At 28.9% G+C, this 17,634-nt stretch carries 22 protein-coding genes; 16 read left to right on the forward strand and 6 right to left on the reverse strand.

The genetic code is table 11. The features are described from left to right. The first annotated feature begins 121 nt into the window (after positions 1-121). From ACMCMH_RS00940 to ACMCMH_RS00965, 6 genes are all read left to right on the forward strand, one after another. A complete protein-coding gene (locus tag ACMCMH_RS00940; protein WP_412726179.1) occupies positions 122-379 on the forward strand; it encodes a hypothetical protein in 258 nt (85 codons plus the stop codon). Between the two features lie 346 nt (positions 380-725). Continuing rightward, entirely contained in the window at positions 726-1,085 is a 360-nt protein-coding gene (locus ACMCMH_RS00945; RefSeq protein ID WP_412726181.1) for a hypothetical protein, read from the forward strand. Next, positions 1,085-2,317 carry a hypothetical protein gene (locus ACMCMH_RS00950; protein WP_412726183.1) on the forward strand — a complete coding sequence of 411 codons (1,233 nt, stop codon included), beginning with the start codon at positions 1,085-1,087 and terminating at the stop codon, positions 2,315-2,317. The genes ACMCMH_RS00945 and ACMCMH_RS00950 overlap by 1 nt, the downstream gene beginning before the upstream one ends. An 11-nt stretch (positions 2,318-2,328) precedes the next feature. After that, positions 2,329-2,634: a metal-sulfur cluster assembly factor gene (locus ACMCMH_RS00955; RefSeq protein WP_412726185.1), complete on the forward strand. Its 306-nt coding sequence runs from the start codon at positions 2,329-2,331 to the stop codon at positions 2,632-2,634. A gap of 206 nt (positions 2,635-2,840) precedes the next feature. Then, entirely contained in the window at positions 2,841-3,434 is a 594-nt protein-coding gene (locus ACMCMH_RS00960; RefSeq protein ID WP_412726187.1) for an FmdE family protein, read from the forward strand. 1 nt (position 3,435) lies between these two features. Continuing rightward, positions 3,436-3,777 carry a nitrous oxide-stimulated promoter family protein gene (locus tag ACMCMH_RS00965; protein WP_412726189.1) on the forward strand — a complete coding sequence of 114 codons (342 nt, stop codon included), beginning with the start codon at positions 3,436-3,438 and terminating at the stop codon, positions 3,775-3,777. A gap of 14 nt (positions 3,778-3,791) precedes the next feature. Here the strand turns inward: ACMCMH_RS00965 and ACMCMH_RS00970 are convergent, their stop codons facing one another. The 4 genes from ACMCMH_RS00970 to ACMCMH_RS00985 all read right to left on the reverse strand — a co-directional run bounded on the left by ACMCMH_RS00970 (position 3,792) and on the right by ACMCMH_RS00985 (position 8,265). Then, the gene (locus ACMCMH_RS00970; RefSeq protein ID WP_412726191.1) at positions 3,792-4,328 is read right to left on the reverse strand and encodes a HugZ family protein; all 537 of its coding nucleotides are present in this window, start codon (positions 4,326-4,328) and stop codon (positions 3,792-3,794) included. A 42-nt stretch (positions 4,329-4,370) separates the two neighbouring features. Next, entirely contained in the window at positions 4,371-6,833 is a 2,463-nt protein-coding gene (locus tag ACMCMH_RS00975; protein WP_412726193.1) for a methyl-accepting chemotaxis protein, read from the reverse strand. A 76-nt stretch (positions 6,834-6,909) separates the two neighbouring features. Continuing rightward, positions 6,910-7,113: a tautomerase family protein gene (locus tag ACMCMH_RS00980; RefSeq protein WP_412726195.1), complete on the reverse strand. Its 204-nt coding sequence runs from the start codon at positions 7,111-7,113 to the stop codon at positions 6,910-6,912. 36 nt (positions 7,114-7,149) lie between these two features. Then, positions 7,150-8,265: a metallophosphoesterase gene (locus ACMCMH_RS00985; protein ID WP_412726197.1), complete on the reverse strand. Its 1,116-nt coding sequence runs from the start codon at positions 8,263-8,265 to the stop codon at positions 7,150-7,152. Positions 8,266-8,425: 160 nt separating this feature from the next. On the opposite strand from ACMCMH_RS00985, the gene ACMCMH_RS00990 reads away from it, so the two are divergent. From ACMCMH_RS00990 to ACMCMH_RS01005, 4 genes are all read left to right on the forward strand, one after another. Next, positions 8,426-9,154, forward strand: coding sequence for a 2OG-Fe(II) oxygenase (locus tag ACMCMH_RS00990; protein WP_412726199.1), 729 nt, complete (start codon positions 8,426-8,428; stop codon positions 9,152-9,154). Positions 9,155-9,189: 35 nt separating this feature from the next. Beyond that, complete coding sequence (locus tag ACMCMH_RS00995) at positions 9,190-9,930, forward strand: sulfite exporter TauE/SafE family protein (RefSeq protein ID WP_412726201.1); 741 nt, start codon at positions 9,190-9,192, stop codon at positions 9,928-9,930. A 213-nt stretch (positions 9,931-10,143) separates the two neighbouring features. After that, positions 10,144-10,440, forward strand: a complete 297-nt coding sequence (locus ACMCMH_RS01000; protein ID WP_412726203.1) for a c-type cytochrome — start codon at positions 10,144-10,146, stop codon at positions 10,438-10,440. A 12-nt stretch (positions 10,441-10,452) separates the two neighbouring features. Beyond that, positions 10,453-11,736 (forward strand): FCSD flavin-binding domain-containing protein, encoded by a 1,284-nt coding sequence (locus ACMCMH_RS01005; protein WP_412726205.1) that lies wholly within the window; start codon positions 10,453-10,455, stop codon positions 11,734-11,736. A 37-nt stretch (positions 11,737-11,773) separates the two neighbouring features. On the opposite strand, the gene ACMCMH_RS01010 is transcribed toward ACMCMH_RS01005, so the two are convergent. Then, a complete protein-coding gene (locus tag ACMCMH_RS01010) occupies positions 11,774-12,682 on the reverse strand; it encodes an exopolyphosphatase (RefSeq protein WP_412726207.1) in 909 nt (302 codons plus the stop codon). Beyond that, entirely contained in the window at positions 12,683-13,057 is a 375-nt protein-coding gene (locus ACMCMH_RS01015; RefSeq protein ID WP_412726209.1) for a winged helix-turn-helix transcriptional regulator, read from the reverse strand. 136 nt (positions 13,058-13,193) lie between these two features. On the opposite strand from ACMCMH_RS01015, the gene ACMCMH_RS01020 reads away from it, so the two are divergent. The 6 genes from ACMCMH_RS01020 (at position 13,194) to ACMCMH_RS01045 (ending at position 17,577) form a co-directional block, all read left to right on the forward strand. Beyond that, the gene (locus ACMCMH_RS01020) at positions 13,194-13,823 is read left to right on the forward strand and encodes an NAD(P)H-dependent oxidoreductase (protein ID WP_412726211.1); all 630 of its coding nucleotides are present in this window, start codon (positions 13,194-13,196) and stop codon (positions 13,821-13,823) included. A 10-nt stretch (positions 13,824-13,833) separates the two neighbouring features. Next, on the forward strand, positions 13,834-14,427 hold the full coding sequence (locus tag ACMCMH_RS01025) for an NAD(P)H-dependent oxidoreductase (protein WP_412726213.1): 594 nt from the start codon (positions 13,834-13,836) through the stop codon (positions 14,425-14,427). Between the two features lie 12 nt (positions 14,428-14,439). Next, complete coding sequence (locus ACMCMH_RS01030) at positions 14,440-14,736, forward strand: putative quinol monooxygenase (protein ID WP_412726215.1); 297 nt, start codon at positions 14,440-14,442, stop codon at positions 14,734-14,736. Next, entirely contained in the window at positions 14,737-15,870 is a 1,134-nt protein-coding gene (locus tag ACMCMH_RS01035) for an iron-containing alcohol dehydrogenase (RefSeq protein WP_412726217.1), read from the forward strand. Positions 15,871-15,940: 70 nt separating this feature from the next. Further along, positions 15,941-16,324 carry a VOC family protein gene (locus ACMCMH_RS01040; protein WP_412726219.1) on the forward strand — a complete coding sequence of 128 codons (384 nt, stop codon included), beginning with the start codon at positions 15,941-15,943 and terminating at the stop codon, positions 16,322-16,324. 137 nt (positions 16,325-16,461) lie between these two features. Next, positions 16,462-17,577, forward strand: coding sequence for a protein kinase domain-containing protein (locus ACMCMH_RS01045; protein ID WP_412726221.1), 1,116 nt, complete (start codon positions 16,462-16,464; stop codon positions 17,575-17,577). The last annotated feature ends 57 nt before the right edge of the window (positions 17,578-17,634 follow it).

A 17,634-nucleotide genomic window follows, 5' to 3' on the forward strand; every position in this document is an offset into this window, starting at 1 on the left:
AAATCATTTGCGAACTGATTGAGGGTAACTTGTTTTTCAGTTCGGTCGTTAATCAAAAAGACTCAAACTAAATTCACTTAACTTTTGATATAATTTAATAAATTAAAATAAAGGTTTTGTCATGCAAACATTAACAGTAGATATACAAGATAATTTTGTAGAAGATTTTTTAAGTATGATTGAACAATATAAAGATAAAGTTCAAGTTAAAAAAGACAAAAACTTAGAATATGATCCATACTTTTATGAAAGACAAAAAGAGTTACATACAATAAGACAGGATATCCAAAGTGGAGATAGATCATTAACATCTTTTGAGGATTTTGAAAATTCTACAATACAATTTGAAAAAGAATTAGAATTAAAATATGCAAATTAAACTTTAATTCAATTTTAGCATACATAGCAAAAGATAAATTATCTGCTTCAAAAAAATTTAGAAAAGATTTATTTGAACAAATCAAAAACTTACCCCATTTTCCATACAAATTTAAAAAGTCATTATATTTTGAAAATAAAAAATATCAGAGATATGACTTTTAAAAAATATACTATTGTGTATGAAGTAGATTTAGATACAAACTCCATCATCATTTTAAACATCTTTAACAAAAACAAACCATCATAATATTTTATACCAAATCCCTCCATATTGACACATATCAATAAAATCATCTCTACATTACATTATAATTCTTATATATAAAATAATACAAGGAATTATGATGAATAACTTACCAGCAAACGCAGAACAAATCGATGTAATGGGTGCTACAGTACCATTTTTTAAATACGAAGAAAATGGTGTGACATTTTTACAGTTTGATAGTAGCAAGTGTGGACATCCAGAGCCTATGATAAATGCTATGTCAGGATTACAAGCTATCCAAGATGGAGAAAAACTAGTGATGATAAATAGTAAACCACCTATGGGACTTTTTCCTAAAATAGAAAACGATTTTAACTTTGAGTTAGATGCATTAGAAGATGGAAATGCAAAAGTAATTTTTACAAAAAGAGCAGAAGGTGAAGTAAAAACAGACTTTGAAGACACTGGTTGTGGTGGGACAGGTTGCTCTAACTAATGGCTGTTTCACAAGACTTTGCACCACCATTTAAACTAATAGCACCCTATTTTATTATAGGTGTGTGTAGTTTTGTATTTTCTGCATTACTGTTATTTGGTTTTGAGGTAGAGTCTTTAAGTAGTATGGATCATACTACTTTATCATGGGTTCATATATTTTTACTTGGATTTGTGATGATGGTGATATTTGGGGCGATGGCACAGCTTGTACCAGTAGTTTTAGAGGTAGGACATTTTGCAGTAGAGTTATACTACATCATCTATCCACTTTTATTTATAGGTACTATTTTGATGGGATATGGTTTTTTAAACTCTCCTGCACTACTACCATATGGTGGTATCATCGTACTTATAGCTTTACTGATATTTGTTTTAGAAACATTTTTGACTATACAAAAGGTGAAAAAACTCAATCTTGTGATGGTAAGTGTTGTTTCAGCAAATAGTTTTTTATTTTTAGGACTTATATTTGGTATCTTGATGGCTTTAGGATACGCTGGGACTATAGATATAGATGTGTTAGCATTACTAAAAGCACATGTATATTTAGTGTTAGCAGGATATGTGGGTATCACTATCATGGGGATGAGTCTAGTACTTTTACCTATGTTTTGGTTATCGCATAGTTTTTCTTGGAAGCCAGTAACATATGCACTTTATATGGTGAGTTTGGGGGTAGTATCTGTGATGTTATCATCACTATTTGATAGTGTTATTTTAGAGTATAGCGGATATTCATTGACTCTTTTAGCTTTATGTTTATACTTTTATCAAGTATATATCATCTATAAAACACGAGTAAGAATGGATAAAGATATCTATTTAAAATCTTTGATTTTTTCATACAGTAGTTTATTTGTAACTATCATTATGGGAATCATCTATATCTTTGTACCAAGTCAAAGTTTACTTTTGACTATAGGATGGATGGCATTTTTAGGATATATCACATTTATCATCAATGGGCATTTATATAAAATCGTTCCATTTTTAGTATGGTATCAAAAGTTTTCTCCACTAATAGGGAAACAAAAAGTACCAATGCTTGCAGATATGGTACCAGTAAAAAGTAGTAAAGTTCAGTTTATCTTTAGTGCCTTGGGTGTTATTGTAGGTGCTATTGGGATATTGGTCGCTTCAAATGAGATATTTAAAGCGGGAATTAGTTTTTTATTTGTAGGTTCAGTTTTTATGTTAAAAGACCTACTTTTTATGATAAATTTTAAATAAAAGGAAAAAAAATGGTAACAAAAGAAGAATTATTTAAAGCAGTTTCAACAGTAAACGATCCAGAAGTAGGATTCAACCTTGTAGAGATGGGACTTATTTATGATGCAATGTGTGATGAAAACTACAACGCAAAAATCATCATGACACTTTCTACAAAAGCGTGTCCACTACATCAGATGATTGTGCAGTGGGTAGAAGAAGCAGTGATGAGAGAGTGTGAACAGGTTCAAAATATAGAAGTAGAAGTAGTATGGGAGCCAGCATGGAATATCACTATGGCTACAGATGAAGTAAAACAAAAACTAAGCGGAAACTAATTTGAATAAAATATACGGTACTTTAATATTTTTCTTTTATTTTGTAAAGTATCCTATAGTTATCTATCTACCTATAAGTTATTTATATTTAGATTTAAACAACAATAATATCATGAATATTTTAGCTTTTATATCTAGTTTACTCATAATCAAAGACTGGTTTTTCCCAATGGAGAAACCAACAAATTGCACACAAGGAAAATAATATGAACTATCCAAAATTTTTTAATACAATAGAAACGATAAAACTACAAGACCCTCTTTCAAATCTTTTAGGGACATTTGAAAATGGTTTAATAGAATTTAGCTACTTAGATGTAGTGAAAAATGCAGGACATAGTTGTCCTACAGTAGCTGGGGCATATTTGTTAGCATTAGAGGGTATAAAAGCTTTGTATGAAAACGATACACCTGTAAGAGGTGAAATTTTTGTATCATTTAGTGAAGATTCTAGTGAGGGTGTAGCTGGAGTGATTGCAAATGTATTGAGTCATATTACAGGGGCTACTGAATCTTTAGGATTCAAAGGTTTAAATGGAAACTTTGTACGACATGATCTTATGCAGTTTAATGCTGAAATATCTTCAAGTATCAAACTCCAAAGACTCGATACTGGTAAAACAGTTGAACTAATTTACAATCCATCTAGCATAGAACAAAATCCACAAGTAGGTACACTTATGCAAAAAATAATGCAAAATATAGCAACTCCAGAAGAGAAAAAACTTTTTGGCACTTTATGGCAAGAGCGAGTTGAAAATATATTTAAAAATATACCACAAGTGATTAAAGTAGTTTAAAATGACAAACGAAAAGTTTATAAGTGAAGTAGAAACTCTTAAAAAGTTTTTTACTGTTTACTGTAAAGATAAACATACTCACCAACACAAAAATATAAAAAGTATTGACTATAAAAGTCAAAACTATCAAGTAGAACTAGAGTTGTGTGATGAGTGTAGTGAACTTATAAAGTATTCCATAGAGAGACTTCAGGGCTGTCCACATGAGATAAAACCTCGATGTAGAAAATGCCCAAATCCATGTTATGAAAAAAAACAATGGAAAAGATTAGCACATCTTATGCGTTATAGTGGTATGAAACTAGGTATTTTAAAAATAAAGAGATTTTTTAGACTCAATTAATTAAAATAAAACTATTATTTTTGACCTTTTTTTAGTCCCTCCGCATGAGACTTTGAATGTCCTTGATCATTTAAAGATAAAGTTTTTCTATCATCAGATATCTTAAAAGCTCCACCAAAACCTAAAACAAAATTACCCTCAGAAGGTGTAAGTTTATAAAATCGTGAGTCTTTCATCATAGAAAAAAACGACACTTTTTCACCAAATCTTTCTTTGAAAAGATTGTGTATTTTTTCTTCTCTTTCATCATTTTCGTCAAATGCTTCTGCTTTTGCTTTGAAGTACATTCGTCTTCTTGCATAGATATGTTCTGTTACACTTTCATCTTCTAAAAACATGATATGAGCTTTTCTAGTCGCATTTATATTATGTGAGTGTTTTACTGCGGTACTAATAAACACATAAAAATTGCCCTCTTCATCCTCTACATACGGTGAGTATGAAACAAATGGTTCCGCATCAGCATCTACTGTTGAGAGTAAAACTGACTGTATATTTTGTAAAAAAGGTACCATCTCATTTTGAGCTTCTTCTATTGTAATTCTTTTCATAAATTGCCTTTAAAATTTTTGATGAGTTTACTACACCAAAACTTAATTCAAAGCCTTACAATTTATTATCTTAATTTCATTAAGCTTATCAAATAATGAAAGTGTATAGCTCTCTACATTTGCTGCAATTTCTCTTAACTTTGTATTTGAAGCTCGTTTTGAATTTTCATCTACATATCTTTGAACACATTTATGTACATTTTCATGAATCACTTTTAACTCAGCCCACTCTTTACTTTTTGTGTATCTTAAATGCTGTGATTCTACTTCCCTCATCCATTTTCCCATTGTGCACGAGGTTTCATCTGAAACATTCCATTTTTCATAAGTACCAACTTTTTCATAGTTATTCATCTTAAACTTTATATGTGCATTTTTGAGTTCTGCTGTTTTATAAACTAGCTCAATATCACACACTTGTTCTCTATAGATTTTCTTAAACTTTGCATTTGATGATGCATTGATGAGTTCTTGAGAAAGATGAGAAATAGATGCAGACAAATCAGAAATATACTGTGCATTTTGTGCATTGATTTGTGTATTTTGGTCTAGGTTTCCAATCGCTGTATTTATTTGTTCAATACTTCTTTGTTGCTCTAAACTTGCACTTGAAACATTATCAATGATCTCTATAGTATTTGATACATGATGATTTAAAATTTCGTAACCACTACTCATCTCTTGTGCTATTTTTTTCCCTTGTTCTGTTTTTTGCGTTGCTTTTTGAACAAGAGTTTTAATCTCTTGAGCTGCTTCTTTTGACCTTGCTGCTAAATTTCTAACCTCTTGTGCAACGACAGCAAAACCTTTTCCAGCTTCACCTGCTGTTGCTGCTTCAACGGCTGCATTTAAACTTAAAATATTTGTTTGAAATGCGATCCTATCAATTATCGAAGTTGCTTCATTTATAGCTGTGACTTGAACATTTATATCATCCATTGATTCGGCTGTTTTGTTTGATAATATTTTACCTTCATCAGCAGACAAAGAGAGTTCTTTTGCATAATTAGACATTTTATTTACATTTTGAGTATTGGTTTGTATATTTTGAGTTATTTGATCCAATGATGCTGATGTTTCTTCCAATGAAACTGCTTGAGAATTGGAAGCATTTGACAAATCAATAGAACTTTTACTTAATGTTGTAGTATCAATATTGAGTTTATCTCCTGTGTTTAAAATCATTGCTAAAAATTCTGATACATTATTTCCTATAAGTTTTGTACTAGCTACAAGTGTTCCAAAATCACCATATAAACCTGTTTCACTTTTTTTGGGTACTGTATACTCGAAATTGTATTCACCATACGCTTCGAGTGCTTTATTTAAAATATCAAACTTATGTTTTGTTTCATCGAGCATTTTGTTTATATTGATAATCAAATCTTTAACATCTGGAGAAACATTATTATGGTGTGGAATTTTATATCCATAAAAACCATTTGCCACTTTTTGTAAAATATCATTTGCTTCTTCTAGCACTTCTTTATTATGATTTATTAGTTTAACACTTTTTAATATATTTATATTTATCTCTTGTGCTATATCATAAAACTCATCTTTAGTCTTGATATTTAACTCTTCAGCATGATTTGACTTATAGTTAATTACATCGAAAAAACTTTGCAATCCACTTTGAACTATTTTAATATTTTTAACAATTTGTTTTGAAAAAAATGTGATGATCAAAAATTGAATAGTGACAATACAAAATGCAACAAATAGTATACTATATAGAAGTGATCTGCTTTTATTGTGTACATCATTTTTGATTATTTTATTTAAAGTATCCAATAAGTGATCTGTTTTAGAGAAGTTTTTATTGAGTTCTTTATGAAGTGTATCAATAAACATTTGATTTTTAACCACTAGTGTCAACATCTTTTTATATTCAATCAATGCTTCATTGATCTTTTTTTGCATCGGTTTATTTGTAGTAAAGTGTTCAGATCCTCTTACTGATCTTCTCATTTTAAAATGTATTCGTCCAAACTTTTTTAGGTCTATCTCTTTATAGAGTAAAAAGTTTTTTTCAAACAATTCCAACCTCATCATATATTGTAAAAGCTTATAATCATATACTTTTAAAAAGATTGCATTTATCTTTTGTTTTGCTTCATTCATACTGGCTAAATTTGTATTTATCTCTTTTTGCTTATCCAAAACAGTATTGTATGATTTATTTGAGATTACAAGTTGAGTATTGAAGTCCTTTAAAATATTTACATCTAAGTTAATATCCTTAGCTTGTTTGTAAAGTTTTGTATAAATACTTTGTGTATAGTTATAATTTTTTACATACTCTATGTCATTGTTTTTTTGTATGGATATATTTTTTAAAGCATTAATTGATACTTGGAGATTGTTTAAATTAGCAATCACAGTATTATATGTTTTTTGAGTATTTGTATAATAAAGTATCAATAGTATTAAAATAGAAAAACCAGAAATGGTCAGAAAAGATATAATATTTAGTTTTGATTTAACAGTTTTGAAGTATCCCAAAATGAAACCCTTATAATAATTTATCTATATATTATAAAATATGGGTTACATTATGATTACATAATTAAAATAATTTTTATTTTTCTCTCAAATTTGTGATTGTTTCTCCACCTATTGCATAGTTATCTGTAGATACCTCATCAATTGTTACTACACATGTTTTTTCACCTCTTCCAAAAATATTAACAAAAGCAGCTGTTAAGTCTTTGGCTAATTGTTCTTTCTGTTCTTTTGTTGCTCCACCATCTTCATGTGTCATTTTTACATTTATAATTGGCATATTTTTCCTTTTTTCTTTTTGTATAGAATATCATTTTTATGATAAAGTTATATATGTTATCTCACTACTAGCACCCAACCTCATAGGCGGTCCCCAAAAACCTGTACCTTTATTTACATATATTTGAGTATTTTTATTGTGTTGGTATAAACCTGCCAAGTATGGTTGCACTAGTTTTACCAATACTCTAAATGGATAGAGTTGTCCTCCATGAGTATGTCCACTTAGAACTAAATCCACATCTTCTTTTACCTCTTCTATATATCTTGGTTGATGAGCTAATAATACAGTAGGTGAATTGCTATTTGTGTTTTGCAATGCTTTCTCTATGTCTGGTATGTGGTGATTTGCTCTATATCCTGCTACATCATATACTCCTGCTAGATTAAAACCATTATTTTCCTCGCCTATATACACATTTTCATTTTCAAGTGTTTTTATTCCTAAGCTATTTATAGTAGTTATGATTTCATCTATGCCATGTATATATTCATGATTTCCAACTATAAAATAGATACCATATTTTGTTTGTAAGTTTTTTAGCTCATTTAATGCTGGTGTTGCATACTTTAAAGCAATATCAACTAAATCACCTGTGATAACAACAATATCAGGACTAAGCACATTTACCCTTTTTACAATATCTTGTATAAATTTTTGGTCAATCAGTCCTCCTATATGAACATCACTTAGCTGAACTATTGAATAGCTTTTTTTTAAATTTTTTATTTTGATATCTATCTCTTCAAGTTCTATAAATTTTGCTTCATACATTGCTTTGCCACTAATACCAGCTGCAACTGCTATGGAAAAATAATCAAGACCTTGTTTAAAAAACTTTCTTCTTTCTTTTTTCATAGGAGCTTTACTAACAAGTAGATTTGTAATATCATAAATAACAGCTGTACTAAATATCAAAAATACTATTCCCATAGGTAAAGACAACATTAAAAATAGCCAGTTTGGAATGTCTGGATTATATCGTGCATACATATATCCAAGTACTCCTATAAAATTTATCAGTAAAAAAAGCTTAAAATATTTTTTATATCTTTCGTTGATATCAAGCTTATTGATAAATCTTTTTACGATATATAAGTTTAAAAGTGCAAATACACTTAAAAAAATTGTTGCAAATATTAGTAGTCTCAAATTGTATATCCTAGTATTGTTTTAGTACGCATCATATCACATTTATAAATAATAAATCACAATGTATAACTATAATTTTAGGAGATAATAATTTTTTAAGCTATTTAGATGAACTTATAGCCTATAATCGATCTCTATCTATTTATACAAGTGAGTAAAAATGACCAATAATAAAATTCAATTAAGCAATCATATTTATTGCGATGAACTATTCAATACTATAAATATAAGCAATCCTCTTTTACCCAACCAATATAAAGATTTTCCTTATCTTATCATAAATGATTTTTTCTCTTCTAATCTTTGTAAAGAGATAGTAGATAAGTCCAAAGAAAATGATAGAGTCAAAATAGCTAAGGTAAAAGTAAACAGTACAAAAGGTGTCATAGTTCCTAAAGTAAACCAAACTTTTAGAAAAACCAATATTCTTAAATGGAATGATGAATTTAAAAATATATACAACAAACAATTTTTACATTTTCAACCTATGATAGAAGAGTATTTTAATACACCCATTACCTATAGTACAAAAGTACAAATGCTCCAATACAAAAAAGGGTTTTTTTATGTTAAACATGCCGATGATTCTAGTGAACTTATTGATACAAATAAAAACACCGTTGGCTTTACAGTAGTAGCTCCGAGAAGAAAACTTACTACTGTTTTATTTACAACAACTTGTGATGATCAAAGTACAAGTGAATATAGCTTTAGTGGAGGTGAACTTGTATTTAATTATCTATATGATAAAGACAACAATCAAATCAAATTTAAACCCAAAACTGGAGATATGATAGTATTTCCTAGTAACCCTTACTTTAGTCATGAAGTACTTACTATAAAATCAGGATATAGATTAAGTTTAGTACAATGGCATGATACTATTTGATTTATAACTTAATTTAAAAAAAGGGCTCAAAAAAAATGGAATCTGAATTTTTAATTCTTCTTGCTTTGATAATTTTTATAGCTTCTCTTATACATGGAAGTATTGGTTTTGGCTTTCCTATGATAGCCACTCCACTTATTGCACTCATGACAGATATGCAAACCGCTATTATATATACACTGATTCCCACTTTACTTGTTAATATCATTAGTATTGTAAGTGAAGGTAATTTTTTTCAAGCAATTAAACGGTTCTATTTACTAGCAATCATTGCTATGATAGGAAGTGCTATAGGGACACAAATACTTATTTATAATAATTCTGATATATTTAAACTTTTGTTAGCCATTGCCATTTTGATCTACCTAAGTATTGATTTTATAAAATATGAGATTACTTGGATATATACAAAACCCCAACTTTCCCGTTTTGTATTTGGATTTGGGGCTGGTATTTTATCTGGACTTACAAATGCTATGGCACCTGTTTTAGTTATTTATACTATAGAATCTAAGTTTACAAAATCTGAGATTATTCAAGCCTCAAATATTTGTTTCTTATTTGGTAAAATAATTCAAATCATACTTTTTAGTTTTGCTTCTATATTTACCATACAAGAGATACAAAATTCTTTTATGTTACTTATAGTTGTTGCTATTGCATTATACCTTGGTATCAAAATAAAATCATATCTCAATGCATCACTTTATAAACAAATTATTAAAGTACTTTTATTTATGATTTCACTATTACTTATAGTACAAACATCTCTGTAACTGTATGTATCATATAGAAACTTTTTAGTACTTTGATTTCTATTTCTTTTTAAAAATTTAAAATAGTCTTGACTTATAAGTCTAAAATTGTACACTAAGAATTATAATTATTAATAATATATCTTTCATAATTATTATGAATATCTAGTATTTGTTTATCTTATAAATAAATGCAAAGTTTAATACTTATAACAAACACCCAAAGGAGATAGAATGAAAAAAATAGCGTTAGCTTTAGTATGCTTATGTGGTATTAGTTTTGCCGCTGATTATGATCCTGTAAAAGCTGAAATGTTATCATTGTCATGTGCTTCATGTCATGGTACAGATGGTAAATCAAATGGTATTACACCTACTTTAGCAGGGATGGGAAAAACTAGTATGAACAAAATTTTACTAGATTTTAAATATGGAAGACAAACTGGAACAATGATGCAAAAGCATGTTAAAGGTTTTTCTGATGAAGAGTTAGAACAAGTTTCATATTACTTTTCTAAAGTAAAAAGATAAGGGGATATTATTATGTTAAATAGAAGAAATTTTAATAAATTAGTGGTAAGCTCTTTTGCACTTTCAATGGCAGCTTGTAGTAGTCTTACAAATATGTCAGGAACATTACCAAAAAATAAAAAAAGAGTTGTTATTGTTGGTGGTGGTTTTGGTGGAGCTACAGCTGCTAAATACCTAAAAAAGTTTAGCCCTGATACTGAAGTTGTATTAATAGAGCAAAATGAAGAGTACTACACTTGTCCATTTGGAAACACTGTAATTGCAGGTATAAATGATATAGACTATATCAGACATGACTACAAAACTTTAGAAAGTAAATACAACATAAAAGTACTACATGAAAAAGTAAAAAAAGTTGATGGAAGTATAAATAGTGTTATTTTAGAAAATGGTGAAGTTATTGCATATCATAAAGCTATTGTATCTCCAGGGATAGATTTCAAGTATGACAAAGGGTATGTAGAAGGTTCAGAACTACACTCACCTCATGCATATAAAGCAGGAGCTCAAACTTCACTTTTAAGAAAACAACTTGAAGATATGAAAGATGGTGGTACTTATGTAATGGTTGCTCCTGAAAATCCTTTTAGATGTCCTCCTGGACCTTATGAAAGAGTTTCTTTAGTTGCACATTATTTAAAAAATAATAAACCAAAATCAAAAATTGTTATATTAGACCAAAAAAATAAATTTTCTAAACAAGGATTATTTACAGAGGGTTGGGAAAACCTCTATGAAGATATGATTGAGTGGAGAAGTGCTGAATTTGGTGGTAAAGTAACTAAAGTAGATCCTAAAAATAGAATACTTACTACAGAAGAAGGTGATGTAAAAGCAGATGTACTAAACTATATCCCAAATCAAAAAGCCGGAAAATTAGCATTTGATTCTGGACTTACAAAAGGTGACTGGTGTCCTATCAATACAAAAACATTTGAGTCAAGACTAGTGAAAGATGTTCATGTTATAGGTGATGCAGCAATTGCAACAAAAATGCCAAAATCTGGTTTTTCTGCAAACTCACAAGCAAAAGTAGCAGCGATGCAAGTAGCTAGATTATTAGCAAAAATGCCTATAATCAACCCTCCAAAACTAGCAAATACTTGTTATAGTTTACTTTCACCTAGTTACGGTATTACTGTAGCTGCTGTTTATGAAGCACATGAAGATAAAATCGTGAAAATTGAAGGTTCTGGTGGGCTTAGTCCTATGGGAGCTGATGAAGGTTATAGAATGCAAGAAGCAGAATACGCTGTGGGATGGTATCAAAACCAAATGGCTGATATTTTTAAATAATCAGTCATAGTGTAAAATAATTACTTTGTAAAAGTAGTTATTTTACACACCTTACTCTACACGCATTTAATGCAACACCTTCTCTTAATCCATCATCAAATACTATTGATATATCTTTTTGAAGCATTTTAAAAAAAAGTGCATATATTAGCATACCTGTGTTGATAAAATCTTCTCTACCTGTACCAACTTGTCTTATAAGTTCATCTTTTTCCATACTATTGAGTTTGTTTTGTATTTGTGTTATTTCAGTTACAGTAAGTGTTGTACCATTTACTATGTTTTTATCATATTGTGAGTTATTCAGACCATGTTTGAGTGCTGCTATTATTGTAGGAGTTCCTGCTGTACTTACAAAGATTGCATCTGATACATCCATATTACAATTTTTCAAAAAAGATTCTACTTCTTTTTCTAAAAGTTTTAAATCATTTTGTTGGTTTGTTGTTTGAGTCAATGTTACTATTCCGAAAGGGAAACTTTTTATATGACTTTTTTGATCTTGATAAATAATAAGTTCAGTAGAACCTCCACCTATATCTAATAAAACAAAATCGTCATCATTTAACTTTTCTCGTTTAAGTGCATTTTGCATAGAAAGAAGAGTAAGTTCACCCTCTTTTTTACCATCAATTATTTCAAAACTTACACCTGTTTCTTTTTGTATAGTTTCTAATATTTTTGTTGCATTATTAGCTGATCGTAACGCTTGTGTTGTTACGGCTATTGCTTTGGTTGGATCATAGTTTACGATTTCTATACTTTGTTTTATAGCAACAATAACTCTGTTGAGTGCTTCTTGTGATATTTCACCTGTTTTTGAAAGTCCATCTGCTGTTCCTACTGTGATATCAAACTCACAAAGTGATTTGTTATTTTTACAATCAAACTTTAAAACTCTAAATGAGTTTGAACCTAAATCTATCGTAGTAACAATATTCTGCATTTAGTTTCCTATCACTTTATTTTTACAAGCAGTATCTTCAACTATAGTCCCACAAGATTTCGCATAAAATATTCCCCAAGCATGCATAGCATTTAAAACATCTCTGAGTTCTTCACCTATAGAAGTTAAAGAATAAACAACTTTCGGTGGAACTTCTGCAAATACTTCTCTTTTGATCAGTTGTTTTTGTTCTAACTCTTTGAGTTTTACAGTGAGTGTTTTTTGTGTAATCTCATACACCTCCTCATGTAACTCTTTATATCTTTTATCCCCATCTAACAAATGCCAAACTATTGCTAGTTTCCATTTATCATTAAAAATATCATTTGTTACTGCAACAGGACAAACAAACTCTTTTTCATTTACTATATACATATTTACCTCTTATTTTGACATTGTACACTATTTATTCTTTAGGATATTTTACTTCATTACATTCCTAAAGTATCGTAAGGATATTTTAAGTTCTCTATTGCTAGAATTCTTAAAATAAAATATTAGGAACTCAACAATGGAAAATAATTTTACAAAAGCAATGGACTTTAGACACGCGTGCAAAATATTTGATGACACAAAAAAAATATCTGATACTGATATGAAGTTTATACTTGAAGCAGGAAGAAAATCTCCTTCATCTTTTGGGATGGAAGCATGGAAATTTTTAGTTATTACAAATGAAGAACTAAAAGCAAAACTTCGACCTGCTTGTTGGGATCAAGTTCAACTTACATCTTGTTCACATTTAGTGATTCTTCTGACAAATATAAATAGTGTAAAACCAGAAAGTGGATTACCTGAAAAAAGATTCAAAAGAAGAGAAATGCCTCAAGAAAAATTAGATTTTTATCTAAATCTTTATGCAACACATTTAACAAAAGAATTAAGTAGTGATGAAAATGTTCACCACTGGACATCGAAACAAGCATATATAGCAGCAGGAAACATGATGACTGCTGCTGCATATATTGGTATTGATTCTTGTCCTATTGAAGGGTTTGAAAAAGAAAAAGTAGAGGAGATTTTAGGACTTGACACTACTCAAAATCAACTTGCTATGGTACTTCCTTTTGGATATAGAATCAATGAACAAAGTACACAACAAAGACTTCCTTTTGATGAAGTTGTTGAGTTTATCAAATAACGGGTAAGAGATGAAAAATATACTTATCATCAATGGGCATCAAAAATATGAAGGTTTCGCAGATGGAAACTTAACAAAAGATTACATAAACAAAGCTACAGATTTTTTTACTAAAAATAGCTTTAATGTAAAGCATACTAATGTAGAAGAAACATATACAGTAGACGAAGAGATAGAAAAACTACTCTGGGCAGATATCATTTTATTTCAATTTCCAGTTTACTGGATGAGTCTTCCTTGGATGGCAAAAAAATATATTGATGATGTATTTACACCAAGTCAAGGGCAACTCTATGTGAACGATGGAAGAAGTAGAGATGATACAAGTAAAAAATATGGAAGTGGTGGTCTTATGACTGGTACACAATATATGTTATCAATTACATATAATTGCCCTGCTTCTGAGTTTAGTAATAAAGATGGTTTTTTTGAAGGACTTTCATTAGATGAAGCTAATTTTGCAGTTCACAAGATATTCCAATTCTGTGGTGCTGAGCCTGCTGAAACTTATGTCGTACATGATGTTTATAAAGGTGACTTAAATCTTGAAAATGAATTATCAATATTTGAGAATACTTTAAAACAAAATTTTATAAAAAATTAAAAGGAACTAACATTGGCACAAATCATTATAGTAGCAAAAATCAAAATTAAAGAAGAGTTTACAAGTGAGATTTATCCTCTACTTGTAGATTTACATAAAAAAACGCATCTTCACGATGAAGGGTGTATCCAATACGATTTACATAAAGACCTGGAAGACAACAATAGTTTTACTTTTGTTGAAACTTGGGAAAATGAAAAGTGTTTAGAAAATCATATGAAAAAAGAACATTTTTTAGCATTTGTAAAAAAAACAGAAGATAAACTTGAAGCATTAGATATAAGTAAATTAGAAAAAGAGGAGTTATAGATGGAGTTTTCATATAAAAATCCAACTCAAATCGAATTTGGTCAAGGCAAAATAGCAGAACTTTCAACTTTTATATCAAAAGAACATAAAGTACTTGTAGTATATGGTGGTGGAAGTATCAAAAAAAATGGCGTGTATGATCAAGTAAAAGATGCCCTAAAAGAACATAGTTGGTGTGAATTTGGAGGGGTTGAAGCCAATCCTACAAAAGAAACTCTAGATAAAGCTGTAGCATTTGGTCAAGAAAATGATGTTACTTATGTACTAGCTGTAGGTGGAGGAAGTGTTGTTGATGGTTCAAAATACATCATAAACTCTTTTTTTCATGATGGTGATGGTTGGGATCTTTTAGATGGTTCATCTACACCTACAAAAGCTTTACCATTGGGAGTTGTTTTAACTTTAGCAGCTACTGGTAGTGAGTCAAATACTGGGGCTGTTATCACAAAAAAAGAGACAAAAGAGAAAAGATTTTTTCATTCCCCTTTTTCATATCCACAGTTTGCAGTACTAGACCCTGATGTTCTTAAAAGTTTAGATGATAGACAATTAGCAAATGGTGTAATTGATGCATTTGTACATACTTGTGAACAATACCTCACAAGTAATCATGGCTTAAAAGCCCAAGATTATTATGCAGAAGGACTTTTAAGAGGTCTGTCTGCACTTGCAAGTACTTTTGATAAACGAGATGACAAATGGTACGCAAATCTTTTTTGGATGGCAAACCAAGCACTAAATGGACTTATTGGTTCAGGAGTACCACAAGATTGGGGTACACATTTTATAGGACACGAACTAAGTGGATTATATGGTATGGATCATGCAAGAACTTTAGCTGTTATTCAACCTCATCTTTTAAGAGAACTAATAGATGAAAAAGAAGATAAACTTCTGCAAATGGGAAAAAATGTATTTCATACAGAAACTAAAAATCCAGAAGATATCATCGTAAAAATAGAAAATATGTACAAATCTTTAAATGTAGATTTAAAACTTTCATCATATACAGATGATAAAGATTTAAAGAAAAATGTAACTACACTTTTAGAAAAACACGGTTTTACTAAATTTGGGGATAGAGAAACTATTACTTTAGATGTGGTAGAAAAGATACTAGATAGAGCACTTTAAAAATAAACTTCTTTAGAATCAAATATTCTTTACTAATATAATATTTGATTCTACTACCTAGGAATATATCATGATAAATATAAATAGACTAGACCATCTTGTTTTAACTGTAAAAGATATCGATACTACAGTTACTTTTTATACTCAAGTTTTAGGGATGAAAAAAGAGATATTTAAAGAGTCTCGTATAGCTTTAAAATACGGTAATCAAAAAATCAACCTACATCTTTTAGGCAAAGAGTTCGAACCAAAAGCCCAAAATGCAACGGAAGGCAGTGCTGATTTGTGTTTTATCATAAACACTCCTATACAAGAAGCCAAAGAATATATCGAAAGTTTAGATATAAAAATCATTGAAGGTATCGTAAATAGAACCGGAGCAAATGGAGAAATCCAGTCCATCTATCTCCGTGATCCCGATATGAATTTGATTGAACTTTCTAATTATATATAACACACATACTTTTAAGTAAATATTTCAACTATATATTATGTTGAAATTTATCAGAATAATAAAATAATATAAGTAAATAATAATAAACAAATTGTGTGTTAGCTATTATATTTAAATAAAATAATAGGACGATATAAATGAGTAAAAAAATTATAGAGTTTATTAAACAAAGGGATTTTGAATTAATCAAAGAACTAGGAAATGGAGCCTTTGGTAAAACATATCTACTTCAAGATAATGATATTGGTCATGAATTTGTTTGTAAAAAATATTCTCCATTAAAAGGGATTGAAAAAGAAGAATATTTTAAAAACTTTATTAATGAAATTAAATTATTACATCTACTTTATCATAAAAACATTGTTAGAGTTTTTAATTATTATTTATATCCTGATAATTATGTGGGATATATCATGATGGAACATATTGAAGGTAGTGATATACTATCTTATTTAAAGAAATATCCAGAAGATATAAACTCTATTTTTGAGCAAACAATAAATGGATTTATATATTTAGAAAAAAATAAAATACTACACAGGGATATTAGAAACTTAAATATTATGGTTGATAATAACTCCAATGTAAAAATTATTGATTTTGGTTTTGGTAAAGAAATAAAATTTGAAGAGGATAATAACAAAAGTATCAGCATTAATTGGATTGGGAATCAGATACCTAGTGAATTTAAAGAACATAAGTATGACCATAAAACTGAAATATTCTTTATAGGAAAACTTTTTGAAGATATTTTACATCATATAGATGCTTCTTTTAAATATAAAAGTATTTTGAAATCAATGATTAAAATAGATTATATTGATAGAATAAATTCTTTTGAAGAAGTAAAAAATAAAATGCTAGATACCAATGATATAACAAAGTTATTTTCACATGACGAAAAACTAATATATCAAGAACTTGCAGATTTAATTACAAATAACTTAAGTAGTATTAAAAGCTCATCAATACTGAAAATGGATATAGATGACATTATTCAAAATCTTGAAGAGCTTAATAAAAAAACTATGTTGGAAGATTATGTAAATGTAAAACACTTATTGAGGGTTTTTATTGAAGGTAATTATACCTATAGAAATAGGAATTCATCAACTGATATAATTCATCAATTTACTAATTTTTTTATTAATATCTCAAAAGAAAAACAAAATTTAGTAATGTATAATTTAAATACAAGATTTTTAGATATTGATATTGAATATGATAATGTTTCCGATGAGATTCCTTTTTAACAAAAAATATTTTGTCAGTTTTAATTTATTCAAAACTCTTGACATAAAATTTTAAAA

Source organism: Arcobacter sp. 15-2 (genome assembly GCF_047159865.1).
In the GTDB taxonomy this organism is placed as follows: domain Bacteria; phylum Campylobacterota; class Campylobacteria; order Campylobacterales; family Arcobacteraceae; genus JAIOSF01.